At 70.5% G+C, this 14,375-nt stretch carries 15 protein-coding genes; 6 read left to right on the plus strand and 9 right to left on the minus strand.

Annotated elements, in window-relative coordinates; translation table 11 throughout:
• Positions 1-221: 221 nt before the first annotated feature.
• The 4 genes from FV226_RS05870 to mnmG form a co-directional block, all read right to left on the minus strand.
• Positions 222-1,118: a ParB/RepB/Spo0J family partition protein gene (locus tag FV226_RS05870; protein ID WP_147752578.1), complete on the minus strand. Its 897-nt coding sequence runs from the start codon at positions 1,116-1,118 to the stop codon at positions 222-224.
• A 204-nt stretch (positions 1,119-1,322) separates the two neighbouring features.
• Positions 1,323-2,168, minus strand: coding sequence for a ParA family protein (locus tag FV226_RS05875; protein ID WP_147762156.1), 846 nt, complete (start codon positions 2,166-2,168; stop codon positions 1,323-1,325).
• 72 nt (positions 2,169-2,240) lie between these two features.
• Positions 2,241-2,873: a 16S rRNA (guanine(527)-N(7))-methyltransferase RsmG gene (gene rsmG, locus FV226_RS05880; RefSeq protein ID WP_147762157.1), complete on the minus strand. Its 633-nt coding sequence runs from the start codon at positions 2,871-2,873 to the stop codon at positions 2,241-2,243.
• Entirely contained in the window at positions 2,873-4,753 is a 1,881-nt protein-coding gene (mnmG, locus tag FV226_RS05885) for a tRNA uridine-5-carboxymethylaminomethyl(34) synthesis enzyme MnmG (RefSeq protein ID WP_147762158.1), read from the minus strand. The genes rsmG and mnmG overlap by 1 nt, the downstream gene beginning before the upstream one ends.
• A 366-nt stretch (positions 4,754-5,119) precedes the next feature.
• Between mnmG and FV226_RS27890 the strand changes: the two genes are divergently transcribed.
• Entirely contained in the window at positions 5,120-5,269 is a 150-nt protein-coding gene (locus FV226_RS27890; RefSeq protein ID WP_187273687.1) for a hypothetical protein, read from the plus strand.
• 264 nt (positions 5,270-5,533) lie between these two features.
• On the opposite strand, the gene mnmE is transcribed toward FV226_RS27890, so the two are convergent.
• Positions 5,534-6,838: a tRNA uridine-5-carboxymethylaminomethyl(34) synthesis GTPase MnmE gene (gene mnmE / locus FV226_RS05890; protein ID WP_147762159.1), complete on the minus strand. Its 1,305-nt coding sequence runs from the start codon at positions 6,836-6,838 to the stop codon at positions 5,534-5,536.
• 149 nt (positions 6,839-6,987) lie between these two features.
• On the opposite strand from mnmE, the gene bla reads away from it, so the two are divergent.
• From bla to panC, 4 genes are all read left to right on the plus strand, one after another.
• On the plus strand, positions 6,988-7,869 hold the full coding sequence (gene bla, locus FV226_RS05895; protein WP_147762160.1) for a class A beta-lactamase: 882 nt from the start codon (positions 6,988-6,990) through the stop codon (positions 7,867-7,869).
• Positions 7,869-8,360: an aminoacyl-tRNA deacylase gene (locus FV226_RS05900; protein ID WP_147762161.1), complete on the plus strand. Its 492-nt coding sequence runs from the start codon at positions 7,869-7,871 to the stop codon at positions 8,358-8,360. Before bla ends, FV226_RS05900 begins: the two co-directional genes overlap by 1 nt.
• Positions 8,361-8,440: 80 nt before the next feature.
• Positions 8,441-8,791, plus strand: coding sequence for a hypothetical protein (locus FV226_RS05905; protein WP_147762162.1), 351 nt, complete (start codon positions 8,441-8,443; stop codon positions 8,789-8,791).
• 129 nt (positions 8,792-8,920) lie between these two features.
• Positions 8,921-9,778 (plus strand): pantoate--beta-alanine ligase, encoded by an 858-nt coding sequence (gene panC / locus FV226_RS05910; protein ID WP_147762163.1) that lies wholly within the window; start codon positions 8,921-8,923, stop codon positions 9,776-9,778.
• A 297-nt stretch (positions 9,779-10,075) separates the two neighbouring features.
• Here the strand turns inward: panC and FV226_RS05915 are convergent, their stop codons facing one another.
• Positions 10,076-11,389, minus strand: a complete 1,314-nt coding sequence (locus FV226_RS05915; RefSeq protein ID WP_147762164.1) for a PHB depolymerase family esterase — start codon at positions 11,387-11,389, stop codon at positions 10,076-10,078.
• Positions 11,390-11,436: 47 nt separating this feature from the next.
• A complete protein-coding gene (locus FV226_RS05920) occupies positions 11,437-11,871 on the minus strand; it encodes a CopG family transcriptional regulator (RefSeq protein ID WP_187277478.1) in 435 nt (144 codons plus the stop codon).
• Positions 11,872-12,202: 331 nt separating this feature from the next.
• Here FV226_RS05920 and FV226_RS05930 point away from each other — a divergent pair, with 331 nt between their 5' ends.
• The gene (locus FV226_RS05930; RefSeq protein ID WP_210246500.1) at positions 12,203-12,595 is read left to right on the plus strand and encodes a transcriptional regulator; all 393 of its coding nucleotides are present in this window, start codon (positions 12,203-12,205) and stop codon (positions 12,593-12,595) included.
• A gap of 32 nt (positions 12,596-12,627) precedes the next feature.
• Here FV226_RS05930 and dnaQ read toward each other — a convergent pair whose 3' ends face one another.
• Both dnaQ and FV226_RS05940 read right to left on the minus strand, forming a co-directional pair.
• Complete coding sequence (gene dnaQ / locus FV226_RS05935; protein ID WP_147762166.1) at positions 12,628-13,356, minus strand: DNA polymerase III subunit epsilon; 729 nt, start codon at positions 13,354-13,356, stop codon at positions 12,628-12,630.
• Positions 13,357-13,423: 67 nt separating this feature from the next.
• Complete coding sequence (locus FV226_RS05940; protein ID WP_147762167.1) at positions 13,424-14,110, minus strand: Smr/MutS family protein; 687 nt, start codon at positions 14,108-14,110, stop codon at positions 13,424-13,426.
• Positions 14,111-14,375: the final 265 nt, after the last annotated feature.

A 14,375-nucleotide genomic window follows, 5' to 3' on the forward strand; every position in this document is an offset into this window, starting at 1 on the left:
GATAGGTGCGGACGGGTCGAGTGCCTGACGGATGAACCCGGCGCGAGTCTTAAGATCGGTGATCGGCGCGCGAAATCGAGCGGCCGCCGCGCGAGGGCGCGGCTGGCTTCTAAGGAGAGACGCAGGCGTGCTTCAAGGCAAGCGCGCGCTGAAGCCGTCCGAGCGGACGCACAGACAAAAGATTCGGACGCCGCGATAATCCAGCCGCCCGGCCTCGGCGGTCAGCCGGCGTCCGGCACCTGGAAGCGGCGGCACAGATCCTCGAACTCCTGAGCGGTGCCGTAGCGGATGCGGATCTCGCCGGCCTCAGGCGACTTCGCCTTGAGGGTCACGCCAAGGCCCAGCGCCAGGGCGAGGCGGCTCTCCAGCGAACGCACCTCGGCGGTCTTCTCGGTCAGGCCTCGCGGTCGGCCAGGACGCGGCACGTCGTCGGCCTGCTGCTCGGAGGCCGCGATCGCCTCGACGTCGCGCACCGTCAGCCCTTCCTCGACGATGCGCTTGGCCACCAGCTCGGGCGCGCGCACGCCGAGGAGCGCGCGGGCATGGCCGGCGGTGATCTCGGCCGCGACCAGACGCTCCTGCACCTTCGCCGGCAGGTTGAGCAGGCGCAGGGTGTTGGCGAGATGGCTACGGCTCTTGCCCAGGATCTCGGCCAGTTCGCGCTGGGTGTAGGAGAACTCGCTCATCAGGCGCTCGTAGCCCGAGGCCTCCTCGATGGCGTTGAGGTCGGCGCGCTGGATGTTCTCCAGGATAGCGAATTCGAGGGAGGCGCGGTCGTCGATCTCGACCACGACCACCGGCACCTCGTCATGCCCGGCGCGCTGGGCGGCGCGCCAGCGGCGCTCGCCGGCCACGATCTCGAACGTGCCCGGCACCTCGCCGAGTGCCCGCACCACGATCGGTTGGATGATGCCGCGCATGCGGATCGAGGCGGCGAGCTCGTCGAGGTCGGCCTCGCTGAAGCTGCGGCGCGGGTTGCGGGGGTTCGGTCGTAGGAACTCGACAGCGACCTTGCGCTGGGGCTGCACCTTGCCCGCATCGTTGCCCGCATCGCCGAAATCGCCGATCAGGGCTGCGAGCCCACGCCCCAGCCGGGGCCGTGCCACCTCGTCCGCCATTCCGCTCACCCATTCACTCCGTTACGCACGCTTCGTACTCGTCTTCGCAAAACCCCACCCACGCCCCTCATCCTGAGGTGGCGGAGTGCAGCGGAGCCCGCGAAGGAGACTTCCAGGGATCGCCCGCCGCCTGGAGTTCTCCTTCGAAGCCCGCTCACGCAGGCGCCTCAGGATAAGGTCGCCTGATGGGACAGGCGCTTTCCCTCACGCCGCAGCCGGCACCCGGCCCTCCCGCTGAATCACCTCAGAGGCGAGCCGCAGGTAGGCCTGCGAACCCGCGCATTTCAGATCGTACAGCAGCACGGGCTTGCCGTGCGAGGGCGCCTCCGACACGCGGACGTTGCGGGGGATCATGGTCTCGTAGACCTTCTCGCCCATGAAGCCGCGGACATCCGCCACCACCTGCGTCGACAGGTTGTTGCGCGGATCGAACATCGTCAACACGATGCCCTGGATCGTCAGCTTCGGGTTCAGCGCGCCGCGCACCTGCTCAACGGTACGCAGCAGCTGACTCAGGCCCTCCAGCGCAAAGAACTCGCATTGCAGCGGCACCAGCACGGCGTCGGCGGCAGCGAGCGCGTTGATGGTCAGCAGGTTCAGCGAGGGCGGGCAATCGATCAGCACGTAGCTGACGTCGCGCGTGGTGTTCGAATCGCGAAGGCCCTTCAGCACGTTGCGCAGGCGGTGCGCCCGGTCGGGCAGCGAAGCCAGCTCCAGCTCCAGCCCGAGCAGGTCCATGGTCGAGGGCGCCACCGACAGCCGCGGCACGGCGGTCGGCACCACCGCCTGCGCCAGCGAAGCCTCGCCCGCCATCACCTCGTAGGTGGAGACGCGGCGCGCCCGGCGGTCGATGCCCAAGCCCGTCGAGGCGTTCCCCTGCGGGTCGAGGTCGATCACCAGCACCTGTTCGCCGATGGCGGCGAGCGCCGTGCCGAGATTGATCGCCGTCGTGGTCTTGCCGACGCCGCCCTTCTGGTTGGCCAACGCCAGCACCCTGAGTGGCCGCGCCGGAGCCTCGGCCGCAGGATTGGGAATCGCGTCGCTTGTCATGGGGGCCTGGCTGACCTGGGCTCTCGGAGTGACGGATCGGTGCGCGTCGCGTATGCGCGACGGATATCGGATCTACGAGCTTTTGGACGCGAGGGCGGTGACGCGGACGATCCGGGCGGCCGACTCGGTTCGGCTCGGGACAAGCTCGTGACCGACTGTCCACCGCGCCGCGGCATCGGTCAATTCCGCAGCAGCCTCGCGACCCTTCGGAAACAGCCCGGTGGTGCCCGTTTTCAACAGCGGCTCGGTCCAGGCGAGAAGTTGGTCAAGGGGGGCGAGTGCCCGGGCGCAGACCACGTCGACCCCGCGATGATCGCTGATCACAGCCTCGATCCGGGCATTGTGTACCCGCACCGACGCACCGGTGACCCGCGCCGCCTCGGTGAGGAAGGCGCATTTGCGCGCGTTGCTCTCGACCAAATCCACACGGATGCCTGGCGGCCCGGCGATCGCCAGGATCAACCCTGGAATGCCGGCGCCGGACCCGAGATCGAGCCACGTGCGCGCCTCCGGCATCAAATCGAGCAGCTGCAGCGCGTCGGCGATGTGCCGCGTCCAGACCTCGGCCAGCGTCGCCGGCCCGACGAGGTTCTTGATCGTCTGCCAGCGCACCAGCTGCGCCACGTAAAGATCGAGCTTTTGCGCTGTTTCACGTGAAACATCCGCCGTGGCGAGGACGCTGTCGCGATCGTTCGAGCCTGCCATCAGGCGCCCACACCGGTCGTATCGCCCCGCCGCGCGTGCGCCGCCAGCAACGTCAGTGCCGCCGGGGTGACACCTTCGATCCGCGCCGCCTGGCCCAACGTGCCAGGCCGCACGGTCTCGAGCTTGATCCGCATCTCGTTGGAGAGCCCGGCGATCCGTCCGTAATCGAGGCGCACGGGCAGACGCACCGCCTCGTCGCGCCGGAAGGCGGCGATGTCGGCGTTCTGGCGGTCGAGGTAGACGGCGTAGGTGGCGTCCGTTTGGAGCCGTTCGGCGATGCGCGGGGAGACGGCGTTCAGCTCGGGCCAGACCGCCGCGAGCCGGGGCCAGTCGAGATCAGGGTAGGACAGGAGCTGGAACGCGTTGCGGCGGATGCCGTCCTGGTTGAGCGCGACGCCGTAACATTGCGCCTGGGTCGGCGTCAGGCTCAATGCGTCGAGCCGAGCCCGCACGGCCGAGAGTTCGGCCTGCGAGGCGGAGAAGTGCGCCGCCCGCCGGGTCCCGACGCAGCCAAGCGCCTGCCCACGCGGGGTCAGCCGCTCGTCGGCGTTGTCTACCCGCAGGGAGAGGCGATACTCCGAGCGCGAGGTGAACATGCGGTAGGGCTCGCTTACCCCATGGGTGACGAGGTCGTCGATCATCACGCCGAGATAGGATTCCGCCCGGTCGAAAGTCGTGACCGCTGCGCCCCCGGCAATCCGCGCGGCATTGATCCCGGCAACCAGCCCCTGCCCCGCCGCCTCCTCGTAGCCGGTGGTGCCGTTGATCTGTCCGGCGAGCAGCAGGCCCGGCAGGCGCTTGGCTTGAAGCCCGGCATCGAGCTCGCGCGGGTCGACATAATCGTACTCGATGGCGTAGCCCGGCCGCAGGATCCGCGCCGCCTCCAAGCCCGGGATCAGCGCGATGAGCCGATGCTGCACGGCCTCCGGCAGCGCGGTCGAAATGCCGTTCGGGTAGATCGTCGGGTCGTCGAGCCCCTCCGGCTCCAGGAAGATCTGATGGCCCTCGCGATCGCCAAAGCGTACCACCTTGTCCTCGATCGAGGGGCAGTAGCGCGGGCCGCGGCTGCTGATCCCCCCGGAATACATTGGCGATAGGTGCAGGTTGTCGCGGATCAGGTCATGGACGGCTTGCGTCGTGCGGGTGATGCCGCAGCGAATCTGCGGGTTGGTGATCCGATCGGTCAGCGCAGAGAACGGCACAGGCTCGGCGTCGGCCTCCTGCATCTCCATGGCCGACCAGTCGATCGTGCGGCCATCCAGCCGCGGCGGCGTACCGGTCTTCAGGCGGCCGAGCCGGAAGCCGAGACGGTCCAGGGTCTGCGCCAGCCCAATTGCCGGCGCCTCGCCGACGCGGCCAGCCGGAATCTGGACCGGGCCGATATGGATCAGCCCGCGCAGGAACGTGCCGGTGGTGAGCACCACCGCGCCGCAGCGGAGCCGCCGCCCGTCACCGAGAACGATGCCGGCGACGCGGCCGTCGCGAGCCGTCAGATCCTCGCAAGCGCCCGCGAGCACCGTCAAGTTTTCGGTTTCGGCGACCGCCGCCTGCATCGCCGACCCGTAGAGCTTCCGGTCGGCCTGGGTGCGGGGGCCACGCACCGCCGGCCCCTTTCTCCGATTCAGCAGCCTGAACTGGATGCCGGCCGCATCCGCCACTCGGCCCATCAGGCCGTCGAGGGCATCCACCTCGCGCACGAGATGGCCCTTGCCGAGGCCGCCGATCGCCGGGTTGCAGGACATCGCGCCGACGGTCGCCGCATCGTGGGTCACGAGCGCCGTGCGGGCGCCGCACCGCGCGGCGGCGGCCGCCGCCTCGACGCCGGCATGGCCGCCGCCGACGACGACGACATCGAAAGCCTGTGGAAACGTTTCGGGCATCCCCGGGATGTGCCGCCACCCCGCGAAAAGGTCAATCACCCGCCCCTCACAGGCGCTCCTCCGAGCGGAGCTTGCCTTCCTCGTGAGCAATCTGCTCGCGTGCTCGGCATTTTTGACTACATTTTCAAAGTCACCATCAAATGCAGGACTGTCGTTTTCAATCCGGACACTGCGGATCGCCCGGCCTCAGAGTAATTTCGCACTATCGGGTCATACGAAAACTCTTGCGACTCACTGGTCTGCATGGCATCGAGAATCTGTGAACGATTTATGAACGGACAACGGCGTCCGTCCCGGCCACCCGGGATTTCGTGACATCGCGGACCTCGCTCGCACGGGTGAGGGCGACCAACGAGGATCAAGACGATGCACATCATCGCTATCGGCCTGGGTGCACTCTGCTGCGCCGGCGGCGCGCTCGCTCACTTCACCGACCCGAGCCAACGCAAGGAAGGCGCCCTGGGCTTGGCCGGCTTCGGCTTCCTGCTGACGGGGATGTTTCTCACCCGCTCATAAGGCGGGGCGGGTTTTCACGTGAAACATTGCGGGCTTTGGTCGGCGGTAGCCGTGCCGATCCTTCACAGATCCGCCCGCCACCGCTGTCACGCATCTCACCGCGTATCGAGAAAGAGGCGCGGGTCCACTCTCCCGTCCGGGAGAGGGACAGGGTAAGGGGTGCGACCTCTTCGAAGAATTCTGTCCCCTCACCCCAACCCTCTCCCGAACGGGAGCGGGAGTCGCCGCCCGCTGCACGTGACCACTCGGTGATGAAGCCATCGGCTATTTCCCAATACAGAACCCCGAAAAAAGGCGGTCGAGCACCTCTTCGATGCCGACCTGGCCGCCGACCTCACCGAGCGCGCGTACGGCCAAGCGTAGGTCCTCGGCGACCAGTTCCGGCATCCCGGTGGCGGCGGGCAGGCGGTCGAGGTGGGCCACGCAGCGCTCCAGCGCGTCGCGGTGACGCTCGCGGGTCACGAGGGCGTCGCCGCCGCCGAGCGTCACCTCGGCCTCTGCTGTGATCGCGTCGAGCAGGAGGAGAAGCCCCTCCCCCGTCAGCGCCGAAACAGCGAGGTCGGCACCCGGCGCCGCATCCAGGTCGGCCTTCGTTCGCACGCGAAGGACACGGCTCGTTCCTGAGACTTCCTCTGAAGCAGCGCCCGGCGGGACCAGCATCAACACGAGGTCGGCCTCGGCCATCCGCCGGCGAGTTCGCGCAATGCCCTCGGCTTCGACGGGGTCGCTCGTCTCGCGCAAGCCCGCCGTGTCGACGAGCATTACCGGCAATCCGCTAAGATCGAGCCGCACCTCGATCGCGTCGCGGGTGGTGCCCGGCACCGGTGAGACGATGGCGGCGTCGCGTCGGCTGAGGGCGTTGAGCAGGGTCGACTTGCCGGCATTCGGTGGGCCCGCGAGCACCACCTGAAACCCCTCTCGCAGGCACTCGCCGCGCCGTCCATCGGCGAGTGCGGCTGAGATGGCAGTACGGAGCCGGGCGGCTCGGGCGAGCACGGCTCGGTCGAGCCCGGCATCGTCGATGTCGCCCTCGTCGGCGAAGTCGAGGGCCGCCTCGATCGCCGCGAGGCAGTCGATCGCCTCCTCCCGCCAGGCCGCGACCTGGCGTCCGAGGGCACCGTCGAGCTGGCGCAGGGCCTGGAGGCGCTGGGCTTCGGTGTCCGCTTCGATCAGGTCGGCGACACCCTCGGCCTCGGTGAGATCCATCCGGCCGTTGAGCACCGCCCGCCGGGTGAAGGCCCCCGCCTCCGCCGCGCGGCAACCAGGGAAGGCGGTGAGCGCGCGGATCACCCCCGCCCGCACCGCGACGCCGCCGTGCAGGTGCAGCTCGGCCATGTCCTCGCCGGTGACCGTGTCAGGTCCAGGCATCCAGGCGACCATTCCCTTGTCGAGCATCATGCCGTCGGCCGGATCGCGCAGCGTGCGGAGCGAAAGCCGGCGCGGGGCCGGAAGGGCGCCCGCGAGTGTCACGAGCACGTCGGCCGCGGCCGGCCCGCTGATGCGGATCACCGCGATGGCAGCGCGCCCGAAGCCGGAGGCCGGCGCGAACAGGGTGCTGGAATCGTGCATCGGGCTCCGTCCTGGTTCGTCGGCCTTCGCCGACACGCGGGCGCCGCCGGCTGAACTGAGAAACGCGCCGGCGGCGGATTGGGCTTGCCTCGCCGGAGGGCGATGCGCAAACCGGGCGCCCGCGAAGCGCAGCTAGGGATGATGACGCCATGGTCCATACCCGTCGCACCGTCGTCGCCGGCCTGGCGCTGGCGGCACCTGCCCTCACCGCCCATGCGGAGGATCGATTCGCGGCGGCCGCCGCCCGGATCGTGGCGGTCGAGGCGCGGCTCGGCGGGCGGGTCGGCGTCGCGTTCCGGGATGCCTCGGGCGTGTTCCTCGGCCACCGTGCGGGCGAGGCGTTTGCGATGTGCAGCACCTTCAAGGTTCTCGCCGCGGCTGCGATCCTGGCGCGCGCCGCAGCTGGCGCCGAAACCCTCGATCGCCGCATCGCCTACGCCGCTGCCGACCTGCAAAGCTACGGCCCGGTGACGCGCGCCGCCCTCGCGAATGCGGGCGGCGCGCGCGCGGAGCTGACCGTCGAGGCCCTCTGCGCCGCCGCGATCGTATGGAGCGACAACACGGCGGCGAACCTCCTGCTCGACGCCCTCGGCGGTCCTGCCGCGCTCACCGCCTGGCTGCGCGGGCAGGGCGATGCGGTGACGCGCCTGGACCGGACCGAGCCGACCCTGAACACCGCGCTGCCGGGGGATCCGCGCGACACCACGAGCCCGTCCGCGATCACCGGCACCCTGGAACGCTGCCTCCTCGGCGATGTGCTGACCCCGCCGCACCGCGCGCGGCTGGAAGGCTGGATGGTCGCGTGCGAGACCGGCCGAACGAAGCTCCGCGCCGGCCTTCCGCTCGATTGGACGGTCGGCGACAAGACCGGAAGCGGAGACAACGCCACGTCGAACGTCGTGGCGATCCTGCATCCGCCCGGGCGTCCGCCGATCCTCGCCGGTCTCTTCCTGACCGGCTCGGAGGCGCCGCCGGCGACGCGCGACGCGGCCCATGCCGAGATCGGCCGCATCCTCGTGGAGGCGTTGTGATGGCGAAAGCGACGCCGCGGGCGACCCCCGCCTCCCGCGCCCTGGACAAGGCCGGCATCGCCTACGCGATGGTGGCCTACGCCTACGACGCGGAGGCCCCCCGCATCGGCCTTCAAGCTGCCGACGCGCTCGGCGTCGAGCCTGGCTGCATCCTGAAGACCCTGATGGCTGCGGTCGACGGCCAACCGGTCTGCCTGCTCGTCGCCTCGGACAAGGAGGTGGCGATGAAGCGGGTCGCCTCCGCGATGGGCGGCAAGGCGGCGGCGATGCTGAAGCCGCCGGAGGCCGAGCGGATCACCGGCTACCATGTCGGCGGCATCAGCCCGTTCGGCGCCAAGCGTCGGGTGCCGGTGCTGATCGACGAAGGTTCGCTGGCGGACCGACCGGAGATCCACGTCAACGGCGGCGGACGCGGCCTGCAGCTGCGTCTCGCGACCACCGACTTGGTCGCCGCGCTGCAGGCGCAGGTGGTCGTGCTGGCCGAGCGGTAACGTTCGATTCACCTTAACGGCCGACAGTTGCGCCGCGTGCCCGAACGCCGCGAAACGGGACCTGAGGGGACGACGGGCGCATGCGCGCGACATGGATGATCCCGGCTCTCGTCTGCGGTCTCGCCGCCGCGCCGGCGAATGCGGCCGACCTGTTCGGCGCCGAGCCTGCGCCGACCTACGACCTGCCGAGCAACGCCCCGCGCTACTTCCCCCGCGGCGACGGCAGCGACAACGTCCTGCAGGCTCGCCCCCTGCCCGTGCGTCGCGCCGGCTGCCTGCCGCGCCGCGTGCCGGTGCCGACCAACGCTCCCGACGACCCGAGCTACGTCGGATCGACCTACGGCCTGTCGAAGCCGAGCTATTACGGCTTCACGCCGCCGCTGGGCGTCGACGATCCGTTCGGCCGGCCGCTGCTGCCGTATTGCCGGTGACGGCGATCGCAGACCTCGTCCGCTAGGGTTCTCGGTGAGTCGACGGATCTCGACAAATCGACGGGCGATGCTGGCATGCCGGGGAGAGGCAGCTTAAGGCAGCGTCCGCCGACCTCGCCGGAGCCGCCCATGCCCTCTCGATCCACCGCCGACACGCGGGCCATCTCCGATCCCGCCGCCCTGCGGGAAACGGTGGCGGCATGGCGCGCGAAAGGGGAGCGCGTCGTGCTGGTGCCCACCATGGGGGCGCTACATCGCGGCCATCTCGCGCTGGTCGCCCATGCGCGGACGTTGGGCGCGCGCGTGGTGGCGAGCGTCTTCGTCAACCCGACCCAGTTCGGCCCGACCGAGGATTTCGCCCGCTATCCGCGCGACGCCGCGAGCGACCTCGCGATGCTCGGCGAGGCAGGAGCGGACCTGGCCTGGATGCCGGAGGCCGGCACGATGTACCCGCCCGGCTTCGCCACGCAGATCACGGTCGGCGGCCTCACCGAGGGCCTGTGCGGCGCGTTCCGGCCCGGCCACTTCTCCGGCGTCGCCACGGTGGTGACGAAGCTCCTCAACCAGGTCCGGCCGGACGCCGCCCTGTTCGGCGAGAAGGATTTCCAGCAGTTGCAGGTGATCCGCCGCGCGGTGGCCGACCTCGACATGGGCGTCGCGATCCACGGCATGCCGACGGTCCGCGAGGCGGACGGCCTCGCCCTGTCCTCGCGCAACCGCTACCTCGCGCCCGCCGAGCGGGCGGCCGCGCCGACGCTCCACGCGGTGCTGTCGCGGATCGCGGCGGAGGCGCGGGACGGCGCAGAGACGGCGCCTGCCATCTCGCAGGGTGTCGCCGCCCTGGAGGCGGCAGGGTTCTCGGTGCAGTACCTCGCGGTCTGCGATGCGCAGACGCTGGCGCCGCTCGCCCGGGTCGACGGCCCTGCCCGCGTGCTCGCCGCCGCCTACCTCGGCAAGACGCGGCTCATCGACAACGTCCCGGTCTGATACGATTTCCGGTGGATTAGCTCGGTGAGCACCGCGCCCGTTTTCCCGGACGGGTGAAGCGTCAGCGGAACCCGATCCGAGACCCAGCAGAAGGCATCGCGAAGCGTCGAAACCTTGCGCCGTTCGGATCGAGCCGCTGACGCGGCCCTTGATGATGCCGGGTCCCGGATCACCTTCCGCCGACGCTCCGGGCGTCCGGGAAAACGTCGCGCCGGCGAAGCCATCGATCGGAAACCGTATGAACGATGGATGCCGAACGAGAGGGCGCAGGCCGTCGACGACCCGCGCCCCCTGCCCTCAAAACCCCTTGGGATGCGCGGCGAAGAAGTCGAGCATGGCGCGCGAGGCGTCGGGCCCCTGCGGGTCGGTGAAGCTGCCAGCCCGGTCCCCACCCGACCAGGCGTGGCCAGCGCCACGAACCCGCCAATCCTCCAGCAACACTCGGCCCGCCGCGTCCGCGTAGCGCGTGCGGGTGTAGGGGCGGCCGTCGCCGTCGAAACGCTCGCGCGCGGGCGTCAGCGCGGCGGCGCCCGCCTGGGCCAGCACTTGGTCGGCGTTGCGGATGCTCACCGTGGTGTCGTCCTCGCCGTGGAAGACGATGGTCGGCACGTGGGCGCCACCGCCGGGGCCGGGCGCGCCCATCTGCATCGCCATCATCGCGGAGCCGACGTCGCGGGCGCAGGAGGCCGCGAGCCCGGAATGCACGCCGACCGCGGCGTAGAGGTCGGGGAAGGCTCGGGCGATGTTGGCCGCCGCCGCCCCGCCTGCCGAGAGCCCGGCGATGAAGACGCGGCTCGGGTCGATCGCGTGATCGGCCATGACCGCGCGGGTGAGGCCGGCGATGATGGCGGCCTCGCCGGTCTCGCGGCCCTGGTCGCGCGGCTCGAACCAGTTCCAGCAGCGCTGCGCGTTGGCGCGGCCGGTCTGGACCGGGTAGGCGACGAACAGGCCTTCGCGCTCCGCCAGCCGGTTCATGCCGGTGCCGACGGCGAAGTCGTCCGCGGTCTGGTTGCAGCCGTGCAGCATCACCACGAGGGCCGCCGGAACATGCGGCTGGCTCGGGACGAATAGGCGATACTCGCGCGTCCCCGCCGGTCCGGCAAAGCTCTTGGTGACGACCGAACCTGCGCCCGCGGCGGTTTCGGCCGACCGGTCAGGCGTCTGCGGCTTGGCGAAGCCGAAGCCTGGAGCCTGCGGGGCCAGGCCCTTGGGCGTCAGCCCCTTGGTCGCCAACCCCTTCAGCACCGGCGCCAGCCCGCGCACGACGCCATCCACGGCGGCACGCAGCTTCTCGGGGATCGGGCCGGCGAGCCCGGCTTCGGTCTTCGTCGTAGTCTCGCTTTTCGGCGCGCTCTCGGTCCTGGTGGAGGCCTGGGGCTGCGCCGTCGCCTGCGTCCAGGACGCGGCACGGGGGGGGGCGTCGACGCGCTCGGCGGTCAGGTCGAGGGTCGGCGGCTCGATCGCCTTCGGGGCGTCCCGCGGCGGCGCGAGGCCGCCGAGGCTGCGCTGGATCAGGTCGGTCGCCTCGGCGAGGCGTCCCGCACCGGTGAGCCGGGTCGCCTCCATCATGTCGGCGAAGCGGTCGCGCATCTGCTCGGAAGGATCGGTCATGGGATGTCCTCGGATCGCCGGGGGCGGATCGGAAAGGGCGGGGCGGCTCAGCGCAGCCGGTCGGCCAGGGCGGCGCGGACGGCGGGGCTGGCCTGGAGGCTGCCGAGCACGTCGAGGGAGGCGATCGCCGCACGGGCGAGTTCGGGGGTCACGTCTGTGGCGATGGTGGCGAGGCCGAGCACGCGGATGTCGAGCATTCGCCCCTCGGCCCGCGCCGCCTCGAGGCTCGCCCGGTCAATGTGGCGCAGGCCGAGCTCGACGCTGCGCCGCGCCACCGACTGGCGCGTCACGTCGGCATGCCGCTCGATCTGGTTGCGGATCGCGGTGCGGATGAAGTCGCTGCGGTTCGAGAACAGCCCTTCCGCGACGAGGAGGTCGACATGCCCGAGATCGACATGCCCGAGGTTGATCGTGATCTTCTCGCTGTCGTGCTGCCGGGCCGGCACCTTCGCGGTTCTGGGCCGCACCATCGCTTCCATCATCGCGACCATCCCGTCACCATCCGTGTGGATGGCATATGGGAAGCGGTTTTTGCATTGCAATACGATTTTGCGGCAGCGCACCAAGACGTGATGCGGCAGATCGGTCATGGGGCGGAGGACCAGCCCCGCAAGGAGCGAGCACGCGCGGCTGCGGCTTCGCGGATGCGACCGGGATCTTCCTCGATCCGGTGGTCGCGTGGCAGGACACCCGGACGGATGACGGTGAGATCCGGATGGTCGCGGTCGGCGTCCGGGACGGCACGTTCTACACGGTGGTCTACGTCGACCGGACGACGGAAGCGGGCGCGCCGATCCGTTGGATCATCACCACATGGCCGTCGCATCGGAAGGAGTGTGCCTTGTGACGAAGATCAGTCTGAGCGAACTCCGCACGCGTGCGCCGCCGGTCGATCGAGCCAAGCTGGACGCAACCACCGAGGCGCAGATCGAGGCGTACCGGAGCGAAGACGGCTACGGCGACCTTCCCGTGCCGGATGTCGCCCGCGTGGTCGAGTCGTCCCAGGCGCTTCGCGTGCGTCTGGGGCTGACGCAGAAGGAAATCGCCGCGGCGTTGCGCATTCCCCTCGGCACCCGGCGCAACTGGGAACAGGGACGCGTCACCCTAGAACCGGCGGCGGCTCTCCTCGTCGTCGTCTCGCGGATGCCCGAAGCCGCCATGGACGCTTTGGGCGGACAATCGGACAGGTCCACCGGGACCTCGTGATCCCCGCGGGCGTGTAAACCGATCGACCATCGTCAGACCGCAGAATCCTCGCCGATGTACTCGGCCCAGATCGCGTTGCCACCGAGGCTTGCGCGGAAGGCGGCGTGGCGCGCGCGCTCGGCGTCGGTGAGGCGGGCGCGGGTGGTGCGGGCCGTGCGGACGACGCTCTCGGCGCCGAAGTCGGCGACCGCTTCGGCTACAGCGCCGGCGCCGAGGTCGAACCCGGTCTGCTTGCCGCCCAGCAACTCGATGTAGACCTCCGCCAGGATCTGCGCGTCGAGCAAGGCGCCGTGCTTGGTGCGGCGGCTGGTATCGATGCCGTAGCGACTGCACAGGGCGTCGAGGTTTGCCGGCGCGCCGGGATGCTTGCGGCGCGCCATCGGCAGGGTGTCGACCACGCTCTCGAGCACGATCGGCGGCGGCGCCTTCGCCCCGAGCCGGGCGTATTCCATGTTGAGGAAGCCGACGTCGAACGGCGCGTTGTGGATCACCAGGCGGGCGTCGCCGCAGAATGCGACGAGCGCGTCGGCGATCTCCGAGAACAGCGGCTTGTCGGATAGGAACGTGTCGGACAGGCCGTGCACCTTGAAGGCGCCCTCGGAGACCGCCCGTTGCGGGTTGCAGTACTTGTGGAAGGTCCGGCCGGTGGGAATGTGGTTCAGGAGCTCGACCGCGCCGACCTCGATCAGCCGGTCGCCGGTCTTGGGATCGATGCCGGTGGTCTCGGTGTCGAGGACGATCTCGCGTACGACGTCGTGCATGATGTCCGGTCCCGAACGCTTCCCCGCTTCGCCTACCCGATTAGCCTGCGCCGGTTAACCCGCGCCTTCAACGCCGCCGCAGGCGGACGTAGAGCGCGCCGGCGCCGCCGTGGTGGCGGGCGGCCTCCTCGAAGCCGAGCACGATCGGACGCAGGTCCGCGCCGCGCAACCAGTGCGGCACCGAGCGGCGCAGCACGCCGCGCTCGGCGTAGGCGTCCTCGCCGCCTTTGCCGGTGACGACCAGCACCCGCGCGTGGCCGGCGGCCCGCGCCCGCATCAGAAAGCCGACCAACGCCGCATGGGCCTCGGCCTGGTAGAGCCCGTGCAGGTCGATCCGACCCTCGATCGCCAGCAGGCCGCGGCTGATCCGCTGCCGCTCGCGACGCTCCAGCCCGGGCGGGGCGGGGGCTGGGACGAAGGCCGGGCGGACCGGCGCGGCCGGGGCCGGCGGCGCGCCCGCGCCGAGCCGGACCACGCGCTTCACCGGCTTCGCCGGCGCGACCGCGGCGACCGGGCCGGGGATGGCAACCGGCATCGCCGGCACGGGCTTCGGTGCAGGCGCCAGCTTCTTGGCGATGCCCTTAGCCGGCGAAATCTTCGGCGTCGCCTTCGCGGCGGGCGTGGCGTCCACGACGGTTAACTTGGGCTTGCGCAGCGTCACGCGGGCGCGCAGCGGGGTGATCAGCTTGGCGATCTCCCCCCACAGATGCGCATCCTCGCGCGACAGCGCCCGCGGCCGACGCGGCGGTTTCATGCCGGAACTCTGCGAAGGAGTCGGGACATGCAGCCGCCGAGGAGCCTGCGCGATCCTGTCTCGCGAGGTCCCGTCGTCCAGGTCACCATGATCGGAGCCGAAGGGGTCGATCCTGATCCAACCCCCTCCCCGTCATCCCGGGGCTGCGCAGCAGAGCCCGGGATCCAGGGCCGCCGACGTGCCAGGCTGGACAACGACCTGGGGTTCTGGATTCCGGGCTCGCCTTCGGCGCCCCGGAATGACGGGGAGGGGCCGAAAACCGGAT

The organism is Methylobacterium sp. WL12, assembly GCF_008039475.1.
GTDB lineage: Bacteria > Pseudomonadota > Alphaproteobacteria > Rhizobiales > Beijerinckiaceae > Methylobacterium > Methylobacterium cerastii.